At 57.1% G+C, this 14,884-nt stretch carries 15 protein-coding genes and 1 tRNA gene; 7 read left to right on the top strand and 9 right to left on the bottom strand.

Going from position 1 to position 14,884, the window contains the following annotated elements:
- Positions 1 to 60: 60 nt before the first annotated feature.
- Positions 61 to 1,371: a sn-glycerol-3-phosphate ABC transporter substrate-binding protein UgpB gene (gene ugpB / locus AC2FEB_RS15955; protein ID WP_496674163.1), complete on the bottom strand. Its 1,311-nt coding sequence runs from the start codon at positions 1,369 to 1,371 to the stop codon at positions 61 to 63.
- Positions 1,372 to 1,543: 172 nt separating this feature from the next.
- Between ugpB and AC2FEB_RS15960 the strand changes: the two genes are divergently transcribed.
- Positions 1,544 to 2,446, top strand: coding sequence for a LysR substrate-binding domain-containing protein (locus AC2FEB_RS15960; protein ID WP_496674161.1), 903 nt, complete (start codon positions 1,544 to 1,546; stop codon positions 2,444 to 2,446).
- A 228-nt stretch (positions 2,447 to 2,674) separates the two neighbouring features.
- On the opposite strand, the gene AC2FEB_RS15965 is transcribed toward AC2FEB_RS15960, so the two are convergent.
- The 3 genes from AC2FEB_RS15965 to dgcN all read right to left on the bottom strand — a co-directional run bounded on the left by AC2FEB_RS15965 (position 2,675) and on the right by dgcN (position 5,585).
- The gene (locus tag AC2FEB_RS15965; protein WP_496674158.1) at positions 2,675 to 3,535 is read right to left on the bottom strand and encodes a D-amino-acid transaminase; all 861 of its coding nucleotides are present in this window, start codon (positions 3,533 to 3,535) and stop codon (positions 2,675 to 2,677) included.
- 10 nt (positions 3,536 to 3,545) lie between these two features.
- Positions 3,546 to 4,511, bottom strand: a complete 966-nt coding sequence (gene dgcA, locus AC2FEB_RS15970) for an N-acetyl-D-Glu racemase DgcA (RefSeq protein WP_496674155.1) — start codon at positions 4,509 to 4,511, stop codon at positions 3,546 to 3,548.
- A gap of 72 nt (positions 4,512 to 4,583) precedes the next feature.
- Positions 4,584 to 5,585, bottom strand: a complete 1,002-nt coding sequence (dgcN, locus tag AC2FEB_RS15975; protein WP_496674152.1) for an N-acetyltransferase DgcN — start codon at positions 5,583 to 5,585, stop codon at positions 4,584 to 4,586.
- A 295-nt stretch (positions 5,586 to 5,880) separates the two neighbouring features.
- On the opposite strand from dgcN, the gene AC2FEB_RS15980 reads away from it, so the two are divergent.
- Positions 5,881 to 6,843: an L-malyl-CoA/beta-methylmalyl-CoA lyase gene (locus AC2FEB_RS15980; RefSeq protein WP_496674149.1), complete on the top strand. Its 963-nt coding sequence runs from the start codon at positions 5,881 to 5,883 to the stop codon at positions 6,841 to 6,843.
- A 43-nt stretch (positions 6,844 to 6,886) separates the two neighbouring features.
- On the opposite strand, the gene AC2FEB_RS15985 is transcribed toward AC2FEB_RS15980, so the two are convergent.
- Positions 6,887 to 7,465 carry a PA14 domain-containing protein gene (locus AC2FEB_RS15985; RefSeq protein WP_117872435.1) on the bottom strand — a complete coding sequence of 193 codons (579 nt, stop codon included), beginning with the start codon at positions 7,463 to 7,465 and terminating at the stop codon, positions 6,887 to 6,889.
- A 119-nt stretch (positions 7,466 to 7,584) separates the two neighbouring features.
- Complete coding sequence (locus AC2FEB_RS15990) at positions 7,585 to 8,034, bottom strand: Lrp/AsnC family transcriptional regulator (RefSeq protein ID WP_496674146.1); 450 nt, start codon at positions 8,032 to 8,034, stop codon at positions 7,585 to 7,587.
- Positions 8,035 to 8,110: 76 nt separating this feature from the next.
- On the opposite strand from AC2FEB_RS15990, the gene AC2FEB_RS15995 reads away from it, so the two are divergent.
- Together AC2FEB_RS15995 and AC2FEB_RS16000 are read left to right on the top strand one after the other, a co-directional pair.
- Entirely contained in the window at positions 8,111 to 8,707 is a 597-nt protein-coding gene (locus tag AC2FEB_RS15995) for a LysE family translocator (protein WP_117872432.1), read from the top strand.
- A 262-nt stretch (positions 8,708 to 8,969) separates the two neighbouring features.
- The gene (locus tag AC2FEB_RS16000) at positions 8,970 to 9,932 is read left to right on the top strand and encodes an acetyl-CoA carboxylase carboxyltransferase subunit alpha (RefSeq protein WP_496674143.1); all 963 of its coding nucleotides are present in this window, start codon (positions 8,970 to 8,972) and stop codon (positions 9,930 to 9,932) included.
- A 3-nt stretch (positions 9,933 to 9,935) separates the two neighbouring features.
- Here AC2FEB_RS16000 and AC2FEB_RS16005 read toward each other — a convergent pair whose 3' ends face one another.
- The 3 genes from AC2FEB_RS16005 to AC2FEB_RS16015 all read right to left on the bottom strand — a co-directional run bounded on the left by AC2FEB_RS16005 (position 9,936) and on the right by AC2FEB_RS16015 (position 12,553).
- Positions 9,936 to 11,066, bottom strand: a complete 1,131-nt coding sequence (locus AC2FEB_RS16005) for a lytic murein transglycosylase (RefSeq protein ID WP_496674140.1) — start codon at positions 11,064 to 11,066, stop codon at positions 9,936 to 9,938.
- 113 nt (positions 11,067 to 11,179) lie between these two features.
- On the bottom strand, positions 11,180 to 11,827 hold the full coding sequence (locus AC2FEB_RS16010; protein WP_299637617.1) for a GntR family transcriptional regulator: 648 nt from the start codon (positions 11,825 to 11,827) through the stop codon (positions 11,180 to 11,182).
- 30 nt (positions 11,828 to 11,857) lie between these two features.
- Complete coding sequence (locus AC2FEB_RS16015; protein WP_496674137.1) at positions 11,858 to 12,553, bottom strand: M48 family metallopeptidase; 696 nt, start codon at positions 12,551 to 12,553, stop codon at positions 11,858 to 11,860.
- Positions 12,554 to 12,653: 100 nt separating this feature from the next.
- Between AC2FEB_RS16015 and AC2FEB_RS16020 the strand changes: the two genes are divergently transcribed.
- The 3 genes from AC2FEB_RS16020 to AC2FEB_RS16030 all read left to right on the top strand — a co-directional run bounded on the left by AC2FEB_RS16020 (position 12,654) and on the right by AC2FEB_RS16030 (position 14,683).
- On the top strand, positions 12,654 to 12,980 hold the full coding sequence (locus tag AC2FEB_RS16020; RefSeq protein WP_299895604.1) for a TIGR02300 family protein: 327 nt from the start codon (positions 12,654 to 12,656) through the stop codon (positions 12,978 to 12,980).
- A gap of 143 nt (positions 12,981 to 13,123) precedes the next feature.
- A tRNA-Ala gene (locus AC2FEB_RS16025) sits at positions 13,124 to 13,199 on the top strand.
- A 461-nt stretch (positions 13,200 to 13,660) separates the two neighbouring features.
- Positions 13,661 to 14,683, top strand: a complete 1,023-nt coding sequence (locus AC2FEB_RS16030) for an alpha/beta hydrolase (RefSeq protein WP_496884211.1) — start codon at positions 13,661 to 13,663, stop codon at positions 14,681 to 14,683.
- The last annotated feature ends 201 nt before the right edge of the window (positions 14,684 to 14,884 follow it).

Here is a 14,884-nt window from a genome sequence, read left to right on the forward strand (position 1 = left end):
CTGAAAACCCACCGAAGAAAGAAAATGCGGGCCCTGAAAAGGCCCGCATGAAGTTACGACTTATTGATTGGCGGATTCGAAACGGCGCAGCAACGCATCGCCGCGTTCCTTCGCGCTGTCCATCGCTTCCTGAGCTGTTTTCTCACCGGACCAGATCGCTTCAAGCTCTTCGTCGATGATGCCGCGAATCTGGTCGAACGAACCCAGACGCAAGCCTTTCGAGTTTGAGGTCGGCTCTTTCGCGGTCATCTGGATCACCGCGATGTCGGTGCCCGGGTTTTCGTCATAAAAACCTGCCGCACGGGTGGCCTCGCCGGCTTCGACGGTAATCGGAAGATAACCGGTGTTCTGATGCCACGCCGCCTGCACATCCGACGAGGACAGGAAGCTCAGGAACTCGCCGACGCCTCGGTATTCTTCGGGCTCATGACCCTCCATTACCCAAAGAGACGCGCCGCCGATGATGGTGTTTTGCGGCTCACCGGTGACGGATTCCCAATAGGGCAGCGGACGCACGTCGAAGTCGAACTCGGCCTCTGCCTTGATGCCAGCGTACCCGGCCGAACTTTCAGTGAACAATGCGCACTCGCCTGACCGGAAGTTCGCACCGCCTTCGTTTCTGCGGCCAGTGTAGATGAACTTGCCGTCCTGGGCCCAGTCACCCATTGCGGTCAGATGTGCAACCTGCACCGGACCGTTCAGCATAAGCTCGGTATCCAGTCCAGCAAAACCGTTGTCCTGGGATGCAAACGGAACGTCGTGATAGGCTGACAGGTTCTCAAGGTGAATCCAGCTTTGCCATGCTGTCACCAGCGGGCAATCCTCGCCACCCGCCTTCAGCTGTTCAAGGACCTCGCCAACTTTTTCCCATGTGGACAGATCCGTGTCCGGATCAACGCCAGCGGCTTCCATGGCATCGCGGTTAACCCACAGAACTGGCGTCGAGGAGTTGAAAGGAAGAGACAGCATCTCTCCGTCAGTCGTCGTATAATACCCTTTGACTGCGCCTATATATGCATCGGGATCAAATGACGCGCCGCTTTCCGCCATCACTTCATAGACCGGCTTGATCGCACCTTCGGCTGACATCATTGTCGCCGTGCCGACTTCGAATACCATCAGGATATTTGGCTGTTCACCGGCACGGAATGCAGCAATGCCAGCGTTCAGGGTTTCCGAGTAGTTGCCCTTGTGGCTTTCAACCACGACAAAGTCATCCTGACTGGCGTTGAATTCTTCAACCTGTCCTTTGACAAGCTCACCAAGGCGACCGGTGAAGGCATGCCAGAACTGAACTTCGGTTTGCGCCATTGCCGCCAAGGGGGACAAGGCCGTGGTGATGGCAAGAGCGCCAAGCAAATTCTTTTTCATGATTCCTCCCATGCATCAGGTTTGATGCTTCGTTGAATACCGACCACAACGCGTAAACGGCACACATGACGATTTCACGACGTTAGCGTTACAGAAATATAATTCAAGGCCTATCTACTTGGTGAAAAAATAACATAGTGTTATGACTTGGCGTGGTTGCTGGGGATCAACAATGAGTCAAATTCTGAGAGTGCGGCAATTGGAGGCCCTAATGGCCGTGACCAAAAACGGGTCTGTCACAGCCGCTGCGACCGATCTTGGAGTGACCCAGCCAGCTGTCAGCAGGCTGCTGTCTGATCTAGAAAAATCGCTTGGGTTTCAGCTTTTTGATCGCCGGGAGGGCCGATTGGTGCCAACGCAGGAGGTTCGTTACCTCTTGCCCAGCGTCGAGCGCGTTCTCGAACTCATGAGGCAAATCTCGGATGTCAGCCAGGATATCACACAACGCAAAGCAGGGCACATCCGTGTCGCCTGCCTACCTGGATTTGCCACCAGCCATTTGCCCAAAGTCGTCGCCAGCTTCTTGAAGGATCGGCCCGGTGTCACCCTGACGATCGAGCCTGACCGACCTGAACGCATTCTCGAATGGATGATTGGCGAGCAGTATGATTTCGGAATCACAGACAGTTTTCACGGTCATCCGGCGGTAGAAAGCAGAAACATCGGCGTTCGCACGGTGTGCGTGTTCCCCACCGGGCACGAGTTGGAAGGCCTTTCCGAAGTTACCCCGGCGGATCTTGCACACAGCAAAATCATCCACACCCGACGCGACAGCGACTTTTTCGGGCGGCTTTCGAAAGTGTTTCAAAATGCTAATGTCGAATTGAACTCGCATATTGAGGTCAGGCAGTTCACAGCGGCATGTGAATTGGCGCTGAAAGGTGTCGGTGTCTCGGTCGTAAGCGAACTGGATGCCGTCCAATACACCTCACGCGGATTGAGTTATCGGCCATTCAGGCCATTGCTGACACATACTCTCTCGTTGGTACGCCCAATATTGAAGCAACCGTCGTTGGTGACGCTTGAATTCATTGAACAGTTTCAGGAAAGCCTGAGCCCTTTCAAAGTCGGGTAACCCCGCCTTCAACCATATTCTTGTGACAAAGCTGGAACTGGTCCGACAGTTAAGACCGGTGTCTCGGCTCAACTTCGCAAGTGACCTGTTTTTTGGCCGAAAGTCGCATGTGATCTGCTCATGCTCGGCGAGACCTACAGCGAAACTCCCTGTCCTGCCCCCGAATCCGACTGATGTTGGCACGGCGCCGCAGCAGTTTACCGCAACGCCGTCCGACGTGGTGTTTCTTCAGATCGCGGCCTTTCGGCTTTCATCCAGGTAAATTTCACGAAGGCGTTTGGCAATCGGCCCGGGTGTACCATCACCCAGCGCGACTCCGTCGATTTCCACGACGGGCATCACGAATGCGCTGGCCGAGGTTGTGAACGCCTCGTCAGCCTCCTTGGCTTCGTCGATGGTAAACAGACGTTCTTCAACTTCCATCTGCGCTTCGGCCGCCAGGCGCAGCACGGCCTTGCGGGTGATCCCGTGCAGGATGTCGTTGGACAGCGGGCGGGTCACGATCTTGCCGTTCTTGACGAAATAGGCGTTGTTGCTGGTGCCTTCGGTCACAAAGCCGTCCTCGACCAGCCATGCATCATCACAGCCCGATTTCTTGGCCATCATCTTGCCCATCGAAGGGTAAAGCAGCTGCACGGTTTTGATGTCGCGGCGGCCCCAGCGGATGTCCTCGATCGAGATGATCCTGGCACCTTTCTGTGCTGCCGGACTGTCAGCCAGCCCGGGCTTGTTCTGCGTGAACAGAACGAGGCTGGGTTTGGTATCTGCCGAAGGGAAGACAAAATCCCGGTCACCGTCACTGCCGCGCGAGACCTGCAGGTAGACCAGGCCCTCTTCGATGCCGTTCAGATCAACCAGCTTGCGGTGGATCTCCAGCAGCTCTTCCTTGGTGCAGGGCTCGGCCATCTCCAGCTCATCCAGAGACCGCTTCAGGCGCACTGCGTGACCTTCGAAATCAATCAGCTTACCATCCAATACACTGGTCACTTCGTAAACCGCATCAGCAAACAGGAAGCCACGGTCAAAGATGGATACCTTGGCCTCGGTCTCGGGCAGGTATTCGCCATTTACGTATACGGTTCGGGTCATGTTTGTCTCCTCAGCCCCAGAGCGCCGCTTCTGGCGGGTGAACTCCGGCGTCGTCAAAAATCAGCGGGGTGTCGCGGTCTTCGGCTAACAGAAGCGGGCCGTCAAGGTCCGTCACCATCGCACCCTGCGCCAACAGTGTCGCGGGTGCCATGGCAAGCGAGCTGCCAACCATACAGCCGACCATGATGTCATACCCTTCCGCGATTGCGGCTTTGCGAAGTTCCAGTGCCTCGGTCAGGCCACCGGTTTTGTCGAGTTTGATGTTGATGACATCGTATTTGCCCATCAGTCCGGACAGGCTGGCGCGATCATGGCAGGACTCGTCTGCGCAGACGGGCACCGGGCGGTCCATTCCGATCAATGCGTCGTCGTCCCCGGCGGGCAAGGGTTGCTCGACCAGTGCCACGCCCAAACGTACCAGATGAGGGGCGAGGTCGGCGTAAACCTCGGCCGACCAGCCTTCGTTCGCATCCACGATGATCTTGGCATTCGGAGCACCGGCCCGCACCGCCTCAAGCCGCGGCATGTCATCTGGGGTGCCCAGTTTGATTTTCAGAAGCGGGCGATGCGCGTTCTCGGCCGCCTGGGCCTGCATCGCCGCGGGCGTGTCCAGCGACAAAGTGTATGCGGTGATCTCTGGTCCCGGAACAGGCAGACCCGCCAAATCCCAGGCACGCTTTCCCGCGCGCTTGCTTTCCAGATCCCACAAGGCGCAATCCACGGCGTTCCGGGCGGCACCAGCAGGCAGTAGGTCCATCAGCGACTGGCGGGTGAACTCCGCAGGCAAGCCGGCAATCTCGGCCTCAACCGACTCGAGCGTTTCGTCATAACGCGCATAGGGAACGCATTCACCCCAGCCCTGATGCGTTCCGTCCGACACCCGAACCGTCAGCACTTTTGCCTCGGTCCGTGACCCGCGCGAGATGGTAAACACCTGCGCCAGCCGAAACACATCGCGAGAGACCTCTATCCGCACGCACCCGCTCCTTCATCTTTTCCAAATCTAACGCCGGAAGCGGTTGAACCCGCCACCGGCACGTGTCTCAGATCACATCGCAGCCAGCGCGTCCACCAGCTTGCCTGAACCAAAGCGGAACGGATCGGTCGCAGGCAGCCCCATGTCTGCTTCGATCTTGGCCAGATACGCCGTCGCGTCCTCTTCGGACAGGTGCTGCGTGTTGACGGAAACGCCGACGACCTGACAATCGGGGTTCGCCACTTTGGCCAGGGCCAGCGCGGTGTCGCGCAGGGTTTCCAAAGACGGTTGCTGATAGGTCGGCAGACCGCGCATGTGCTCACGGGTCGGTTCATGGCTCAGGATCAGGGCGTCCGGCTGGCCGCCGTGGATCAGTGCCATGGTCACACCGGAATAGGATACATGGAACAATGAGCCCTGGCCTTCGATCAGGTCCCAGTGATCGTCGTCGTTGTCAGGTGTCAGCCATTCGATCGAGCCCGCCATGAAATCCGCGACCACGGCGTCCAGCGGCACACCATCGCCGGTGATCAGGATGCCCGTCTGACCAGTTGCGCGGAAGGTCGACTTCATACCACGCTTGCGCATTTCAGCATCCATCGCCATTGCAGTGTACATCTTGCCGACCGAACAATCGGTGCCCACGGCCAGACAACGCTTGCCCTTGCGCTTGATCCCGTTGGCAATCGGGTAATCGACTTCGGGCACACGCACGTCGTGCAGCTTTTGACCGGTCGCTTCAGCCACCGCCACCAGGTCAGGTTCATCGCGCAACAGGTTGTGCAAGCCGGAGGCCAGATCAAACCCTTCCTCCAGTGCCATGACCAGAACCTTTTTCCATTCCTGGCTGATCACGCCCCCACGGTTGGCCACGCCGATGACCAGCGTTTTGGCACCGGCCTCTTTGGCCTCTGTCAGGGTCATATCGGTCAGGCCCAGATCGGCCTTGCAGCCGTCCATACGGTATTGGCCGACGGCGTTTTCCGGGCGCCAATCCTTGATGCCCACAGCCACTTTGGCCGCCAATTGGTCGGGCGCATCGCCCAAAAACAGCAGGTACGGTGTCTCGATCATTGCGGTCACTCCTTTGATTCCGGCCTAAGCTAGTGAAGCGGCAAAACGAGCGTTTCGCGTTCTGCTCCGTCAAACACAGCTATCGCGCGATGTTCTTGCGCCCTTATGCAGGATGGCGCAAAATTCTTCGAAGTTTTCAAATTGATTAATCTTTAATCACCACTCATCTTCTGCTGGAAATCTGCATTCTGCAACCGCATTGCCGCAGATGCACAATCTCCCTTGCGCCAAGTTGCGCAATTTAATACCTCATTGGGCGAGAAAATCGCAACTTCATTACCCACACGAGGTCCAGATGAGCTTTCGCATCCAACCCGCCGCGCCTGCACGACCCAATCGCTGTCAACTGTTTGGTCCGGGGTCGAATACCAAACTGTTCCCGAAAATGGCAGCTTCTGCTGCGGATGTGATCAACCTTGACCTTGAGGATTCGGTTGCGCCTTCGGACAAGGATGTAGCCCGCGCCAACGTCATCGAAGCGCTGAATACTGTTGATTGGGGCAATAAATACATGTCCGTTCGCATCAACGGATTGGATACCCCCTATTGGTATCGTGACGTTGTCGACGTGTTGGAGCAGGCAGGCGACCGTCTGGACCAGATCATGATTCCCAAAGTCGGTTGTGCATCAGATGTCTATGCCGTGGATGCCCTTGTCACCGCCATTGAACGCGCCAAGGGCCGGACCAAACCGATCAGCTTCGAGGTCATTATCGAATCCGCTGCCGGTATCGCGCATGTGGAAGAGATCGCAGCCTCCTCACCCCGTTTGCAGGCCATGAGCCTTGGGGCCGCAGATTTTGCCGCCTCGATGGGAATGCAGACCACGGGCATCGGCGGCACACAGGAAAACTATTACATGCTACGCGAGGGTGAAAAACACTGGTCCGATCCCTGGCACTGGGCCCAAGCCGCCATCGTTGCGGCCTGCCGCACCCATGGGGTGCTGCCAGTGGATGGACCATTCGGGGATTTCAGTGATGATGAAGGGTACATCGCTCAGGCGAAACGCTCGGCCACACTGGGTATGATCGGCAAATGGGCGATCCATCCCAAGCAGATCGCACTGGCCAATCAGGTCTTTACCCCGTCGGATGAGGCCGTTTCCGAGGCCCGCGAAATCCTGGCCGCAATGGAGCAGGCCAAAGCCAACGGTGAAGGCGCGACCGTCTACAAAGGACGTCTTGTCGACATCGCCTCAATCAAGCAGGCTGAAGTCATTGTGGCACAGGCCGAACTGATTGCGGCGAGCAGCTAAGCCATAAAAAAGGGCGCCCCACCGAGCGCCCTTTTTAAACTCTTCAACGGCCGAAAACCTCATTGGGCGTCCATGTGAAGCGCTCACCCTTCTTTCCTGACTTCATCATCAGGCAAGAGGTTCCCAGTTTCTGGAAATAGACGATCTTCAACGGATACCAACCCGCTTTGGGCACTTCCACTTCCGTACGTTGATTGGCTTCACAACCTTGAATACCAGTTACGCGGCCGATCTGCTGACCACCAACCCAAGCTTCTATCCCGTCATTCGACCACGTTTCCAGCTCGTAAACGCCCGGTGAGTTAAACCGCATATACCCTGTCACCTCAGCGGCAACATTGTAGGCTTCGTCGAACGTCATGACGTCCTCACCCTTGCTTGTGTCCCTATAATCCAACCCACGCAACGGCTTTCCGGGCTTTGCCTGAGACAGCATGCTTTTTGCCTGACTCAGATCCCGGATCTTCTTGTGTTGATTGCCTGTGCCAATGTATTTGACATTCAACCCTGCCTTCGGAGAAGGCTGTGGATTGGCAGGTTGCAGTTTCAGCGGTGCAGACAAAGCGGCCCCGGCAACTACCGACATGGCAACTGCGGTCGCCACTGTTCGAACGAGTTTCATCGTAATCTCCCTGTTTGCGCGCCGTTTTGGCTGGGCGTATCCCCTGGCAACGTCATTACAGTGACACTAGGCTCTGAAAATTTGCGCTGCAAGAGAGTGCGGCTTCACAATTTCAGAGGTTACGCACGCAGATCCTTGGGCGACCCCATGACCACATAGGAAGTGATCGACGTAACATGTGGCAGCGTTCCCAGCACCTCGGTATGGAAGGTCTTGTAGGACGGCAAGTCGGCGCATTCGACGCGCAGCAGGTATTCGATCGTACCGGTGATGTTGTGGCATTCGACCACTTCGGGGGCTTGTTGCAGAGCCCGTTCAAACCCCTCCTGCGCCGCTTTTGTGTGTTCGCCAAGACCAACGCCGATGTAGGCGACAAAGCCGACACCCATCGACGCCGGGTTCAAAACCGCACGATAGCCGGTGATCACGCCGGCTTTCTCAAGCTCTTGAACGCGACGCAGGCAGGCGGAAGGCGACAGCCCGATCCGTTCGGCCAATTCCAGGTTGCTGATACGCCCATCACGGGTCAGTTCATGCAATATCTGGCGATTTAAATGATCATTCTTCATCACAAGTTGCAGAAATAGCAGAAACGCGCACGAAAAAGCAATTTAATTTGCTGCCGGTCGGACGATACTTCGCAGTATGACTTACGACATCCTTCTGGCCCTCATCGCCTTTGCCTTCGTGACATCCATTACGCCCGGGCCGAACAATCTGATGCTGATGGCATCGGGAGCGAATTTCGGCTTTCGGCGTTCGATCCCGCATATGTTGGGCATTGGCCTTGGCTTCACGCTCATGGTGCTGCTGGTTGGTGCAGGGCTGGTTCAGGTCTTTGACCGATATCCGGTCAGCCATTCAGTGCTGAAGATCGTGTCGGTGATCTATCTGCTGTATCTGGCATGGAAGATCGCACATGCCGCACCAGCCGGAGGCGCTTTGGCAGCGGGGACTCCCATGACGTTTCTACAGGCCGCCGCCTTTCAGTGGGTGAACCCCAAAGCCTGGGCCATGGCCCTGACCGCCACAACCGCTTACACACCCAATCAGACCCTGCATGCAATTGCCCTCGTTGCGTTGGTTTTCGGGGCGGTCAACCTGCCGTCGGTGAGCACATGGACCTTTCTTGGTCAGCAGATGTCGCGGGTGCTGACGAACCCGCGCCGGCTGGTTGTGTTCAACTGGACAATGGCGGTGCTGCTTGTGGCCTCACTCTATCCCGTTCTCTGGCCCAGTTGACCTGCTTCAACGACAGGCAGGTTTCAGCCAGCACATCCTCGGGCGCGGTGTCGGGTGGATCATAGGGTCAGACTTCGCGGCAAGGCTATCATGGGTGCAGGCCTGCGCACGCAGCGCGCTGTCTTTATTGGTGGTGTCCACCAGTATCCGTTTTTCTATTCGCCCACATGAAATCGAACATCTTCGACACACAGATCTTGCTGAGTTGCATCCGGAGCATCGTCAGGCCATATAGCAGGGAACTTTCGCGTTGAGAGGCGTCATGACCCAGTATCTGGATTTCGAAAAACCACTGGCCGAGATTGAAGGCAAGGCTGAAGAACTGCGTGCGCTGGCCCGCACCAACGAAGAGATGGACGTAACCGAAGAAGCCGCCGCTTTGGACGCCAAAGCCGCCAAGCTTCTGGGTGAGCTTTATGCCGACCTGACGCCTTGGCGGAAATGCCAGGTCGCCCGACACCCGGAACGCCCGCATTGCAGCGCTTACGTCAATGCTCTGTTCACCGAATTCACCCCTTTGGCCGGAGATCGCAATTTTGCCGATGATCTGGCCGTGATTGGCGGGCTTGCACGTTTCAACGATCAACCGGTCATGGTAATCGGCCATGAAAAAGGCAGCGACACCAAATCGCGGATCGAGCGAAATTTCGGCATGGCCCGGCCCGAAGGTTATCGCAAGGCGGTCCGCCTGATGGAGATGGCCGGGCGGTTTGGCCTGCCGGTGATCACCCTGATCGATACTGCCGGCGCCTATCCCGGCAAAGGCGCCGAGGAACGCGGTCAGTCCGAAGCGATTGCCCGGTCGACCGAGATGTGCCTGAAGATCGGTGTGCCCCTGGTGTCGGTCATCATCGGCGAAGGCGGCTCGGGCGGAGCCGTGGCCTTTGCCACCGCCAACCGCGTGGCGATGCTGGAACATTCGGTCTATTCGGTGATCTCGCCGGAAGGCTGCGCGTCAATCTTGTGGAAAGATGCAGAAAAGATGCGTGAAGCCGCCGAAGCGCTGCGGCTGACCGCTCAGAACCTTCACAAGCTTGGCGTTTGTGACCGGATCATCCCTGAACCCAAGGGCGGTGCGCATCGCGATCGTCCTGCAACTGTCAAAGCCGTCCGCGAGGCACTTACCGCCATGTTGGCGGAACTGGACGGCAAAGACGCGGCAGCCCTGATTCAGGACCGCCGTCAAAAATTCCTCGATATCGGATCAAAAGGGTTGGCGGCGTAACCGTCAGCCACCCAACCTGCGCAACAATGCGACCGAGGGCTCTCCGGTGACAGCAAGGCCATTGGCGCTTTGATACGCGCTGATGGCTGACGTTGTGTTTTTGCCGATCACCCCGTCCGCGCCCTTCGTATCATACCCTTCGGATGTCAGCCGACGTTGCAATTCCTTGCGGTCGTCCAATGTCAGACCGTTTTCATCTGGCCCGAACGAGGCCTGAAACGGTGCGCCGCCGGCAATTCTGTCCGCCAGATGCCCGACGCCAATCGCGTAGCTGTCCGAGTTGTTGTAGCGTTTGATGACCTGAAAATTGCGGAAGACAGCAATGCGCGGCCCGGGTACCTGCGGTTGCAGCACGGCCACCGGAGTACCGGAAACGGTTCCGACCTCGCCCCCCCAGGGCTGCCCCCGCACCCAGCCTGCACGCGACAGATAAGCTGCGGTCGAAGCCAGCGAATCCGTCGGATCATCCGACCAGATATCCCGCCGCCCGTCGCCGGTGAAATCCACCGCATAAGCGAGGTAAGAGGTTGGAATGAACTGCGTATGCCCCATCGCACCGGCCCAGCTGCCGGTCATCTTGTCAGGCGTGGTGTCGCCGTTCTGAAGGATCTTCATCGCCGCGATCAACTGGCTTTCAAAGAACTGACCACGTCGCCCATCATAGGCCAGTGTTGATAGAGCTGACACAACGGGCACATCGCCGCGACGCGCGCCATAGCGGCTTTCCAGCCCCCACACTGCAACAACGATTTCCTTGTCTACTCCGTACTGCGCCTCGATCTGCGACAGCATCCCGTTATATTGCCGCAGCATCTTCTGTCCTGTGCTGATCCGCTCGTCCGAGGCGGCAATGGCCAGATAATCTTCGAGCGAACGCTTGAACTCTACCTGATTGCGGTCGCGCTCGATCACATCAGGAAGGTACCCTGCGCCCTGAAAAGCGCGGTCAATTGTGGATTGTGAAATTCCCTGCGATGCCGCCCTGCCCTTGAACCCGGCGACCCAGGCATCCCAGCCTGCATTGGGAACTGCCCGCATTCGGGAAGCAGGCGCGCTGGATGGCGCACCACCACCCGTGCAGGCGGCCAACAATGTTGATCCAAGGCAAATGGAAAAAGTCCGGCGAGTGATCATGGCTGTGGTCTGCTCTTGTTTGTGATTTGCCTCAAGAGTAACCCAGTCGGGCTGAACAGGCCAGAACAGTGAACCCCTCTATCTTGTGCGCCGAAAGGTCGGCGGGATGCCGCTCAGCTCACCAGCAAGCGCAGCCCCTGTGTCACGTCCGAGCGGACCGCCAAGCGCAAGCCCGGTTCGTCCCCGGCCTTGAGGGCAGCGATGATCAGCTTGTGATAATGCGGTGGTTCAGTGCGCCTGAGACGACCGTAAAGTGCTCTCATCGTTGGCCCCAGTTGCAGCCAGACCGTTTCGGCAATGGCCAGCATCGCGGGCGCTTGAGCACGCAGGTACAGGGTGCGGTGAAACTCCAGATTTGACCGGATGTAACCAACCGCGTCCCGCTTGGTCACCGTTTCTGCAACGGTCATATTGATGGTCTGCAACCGGTCGATCAGCGCAATATGCGCCCTGGGCAGAGCCCGGCTGGCCAATTCGACTTCCAGCAACGCGCGCAACGCTGCCAATTCTTCGATCCGGTCGTTGGTCAATTCGGGCGTCGAGACCCGGCCGGAATTGGACAGGAACAAAGCCCCCTCGGCGGCCAGACGGCGCACGGCCTCTCGCGCCGGGGTCATCGAGACGCCAAACTCCTTGCCGATACCACGCAAGGTCAGCGCCTGACCCGGCGCCATTTCGCCGTGCATGATTCGAGACCTCAGGGCGCGGTACACCCGGTCGTGAGTGGCAGTTTGGGTTTCAGACGGGCGTGTGCTCAACATCCGCTTATGTGATCACAAAATAGCGCAAGGTCAACTCGGCTTTGCGTCGAAACTGTATCGATGCAACTCTGCCCCATTGTCGCGCAACCAGCGACGGGGTTGCTGATAGGGGCCGAAGATATTCTCTACCTGCGCCCAGAATGCGGGCGAGTGGTTCATCTCGGCAAGATGCGCCACTTCATGTGCAGCCACATAGTGCAGTACGTCTGGCGGCGCCAGAATGAGACGCCACGAGAACATCAATCCGCCATGCGAACTGCATGACCCCCAGCGTGACCGCGTGTCGCGCAGGCTAAGCGTGGTGTATGGGCGTCCCAGCATTGCAGCATAATCATCGCACGCACCGGTTAACCGGTCCCGCGCCAGTTCCTTCAAAAACCGGGCCAATCTGCGTGCCTCGGCCCCTTTTGGCACTGCGACCTCGTCCGCCTGCAACTGAACACGTCGACCGTCCGCCGGCACGATTCGCCGGGCAACGCCTTCAATCGGTACTTGCTGTCCAAACTGCACCACGGCCGTTACCGGCCTATCCTGCAAATGCTGGCGAATCCACTCTTCCTTGGTACGTGCGAAACTCAGCGCCTCGGATTCAGGCACTCCAATCGGATAGGTCAACGTAACCCGCCCGTCCAGCTGAGAAATTCGCAAACTGATGCGCCGCGCCCGGGCGGATTTGCGCAGCCTCAGTGGCACCGGTGGTGTCCCTGGCAATGCGTACTCTCCCATATCGCGACCTCTCTTGCGCAAAGACTTTGACAGTGCCCTCTGCCTGTGGCAGGTGAGCTGAATCATTTAGACGACTCACCTGATATCAAGGGGATTTGACATGCCCAAGGAAGAATGGGGCGTAAAGCGCGTTTGCCCGACCACCGGTAAGCGATTTTACGACCTGAACAAGGACCCGATCATCAGCCCCTACACTGGCGAGATCGTGGAGCTTCAAACATCCAAAAGCCGCATGATCGCGGCGGATGCTGAAGATGCAGCTTCGGTCAAAGCGCGTGAAAACGCGTCCGGAGAGGAGCTGGTCCTGGACGATGACGACAGTGTCGATGTCGAACTGGACGACGATCTGCTGGACGACGATGACGACAGCAGTGATGACGTTTCTCTGGACGATATTACCGACATATCTTCGGAAGACGAAAGCTGATTACGCAAGAAGGCGACCTCAGGGTCGCCTTTTTCATTTGACGGGCAGCCCGGGCGGAAATTCGAGTTCAATTCCATTTTTGGACTTGCACTCGTCGTCACTGTCTCCTAAACGTCCGTCCACCGCACCAACGGTACCATAATGGGGCCTTAGCTCAGTTGGGAGAGCGCTTGCATGGCATGCAAGAGGTCAGGGGTTCGACTCCCCTAGGCTCCACCATATAACCCACTAAATCTAAAAAATTTCTCGCCCTGGTCGTGGCCTTGGGTACGTTTGAGTGCGGCGCTTGGGTACGGTTTGGGTGCGATCCGGCCTCGTTTGATGTGTTGGGTACGTTTTTTGTGTTCCCAACCTGTACCCAACAAGGAATCACTGCGGCCCGGTCGGGGTGTTCGTCCAGATTTAAAAGGTGAAGCTAAATAAGGCCCCGACCGAACCAAGCAGTGACACTCAATCACCAGTTGGCAGGGTATTGCGTGACCGGATCAAGGGGGCATGTCCTGTCAGCGTGGAGAACCCGTCATCCGACAAAAAGAGTCAGATGACGGGAGAGAGCCCATGGCGGTCGTAGAATTTGTCGCTGGACTCGAGCTGTATTGATTGTAGCGTTCTACGCAAACCGTCGGAAAAAACCTGCATACTTGCAGTGTCGTCTTCGCATTTTAATGGGAGCATCTTTTATGGAAATTTCGAAACGCCTTTCAGGACTTTTCACGAAAGCATGTGTTGCCGTGACGGTTTTCGCGTCGTCTGCATTGGCTGATGGAGAATTTGGCTACGAAGTTGAGTTGGATGTGCCTTATGGAAAAGGCGTGATTAGTTCAGACGGGGCGTTGGTCGAGCGCGACCTGCTGCTGGATGTTTACACACCTTCGCCAAACAATGCCGATTATACCGCATCCATTTCGAATACCGACACGCTCAAGCCCGCTGTCATCCTGATCCATGGCGGGGGCTTTCAACGTGGAGGGCGGCGTCAAGCGCCATATACGGAATTTGATGCGATCCACGACCGCATGGAAGACTATGCTCATTTGCTCACACCAATGGGCTACGTTGTCTTTGTTGTCGAGTACCGTTTGGCCCCGGAGTTGCCAGAACCAGAAATGGCCTTGGATGCAGATTGGGTGGTGACGATAGAAGAGGATTTAACAGACGCGGGAATGCGACGCGTCAATTTTGCCCGAGGTTCACTGGGTCTTGGCCCCCTCGAAGGAGACGAAGGCAAAGTTGTTGTTTGGAAAACCATCCTTTCTGCGGCAGAAGATTTGAAAAAAGCAGTTAACTTCGTCCGTTCTTCGTCTGAGCGGTTCGGAATTGACCCGGCAAGAATTGCGCTAGGTGGTCACTCTGCTGGCGCGGCAACAGTCATTAACACTGCGCATGGCCTTGATGCGCCTGTAACGGCCATTTTTCCATTGTCACCGCCTCTTTCAGCGATTGATCTGTCCAAGACCGTCACGACGGCGGACGAGACACCGACACTGCATGTCATTTCACAATACGATGAACCCGCCGTCTTGGAAAAAGCCCCCGGCTTCACCACGGCAATGCGTAATGCAGGCGCGGACTATGAATTGGTTTGGATCCCCGGATTTCCCCATTTCTATCCTCACAATACGCCCTCACTCGGGGACGATGGAACACGACAAGCCTTGAGCGCGCGTTTGATTGACTTTCTTGACAAGCATCTGAGGCAGTAGGGCCTACCGGCGAATTTCGAAGGGCAGTTTTGTCCGCAACTCCGTCGTTGCCCCGATTTTTCTGAACGTCCGCTGTTGGTACCAAAGCTGCCGTTGAGGTCGGGGCCAGTTTATGTGTCCAGACCCTAGGTTCTGGACCTATTAATTTGGTTGTCGCCATCCCGCCTGCGTGATTCATACCCGCGAGCTTCAGGGGTATAA

The sequence above is a fragment of the Ruegeria sp. YTSC106 genome (assembly GCF_059609765.1).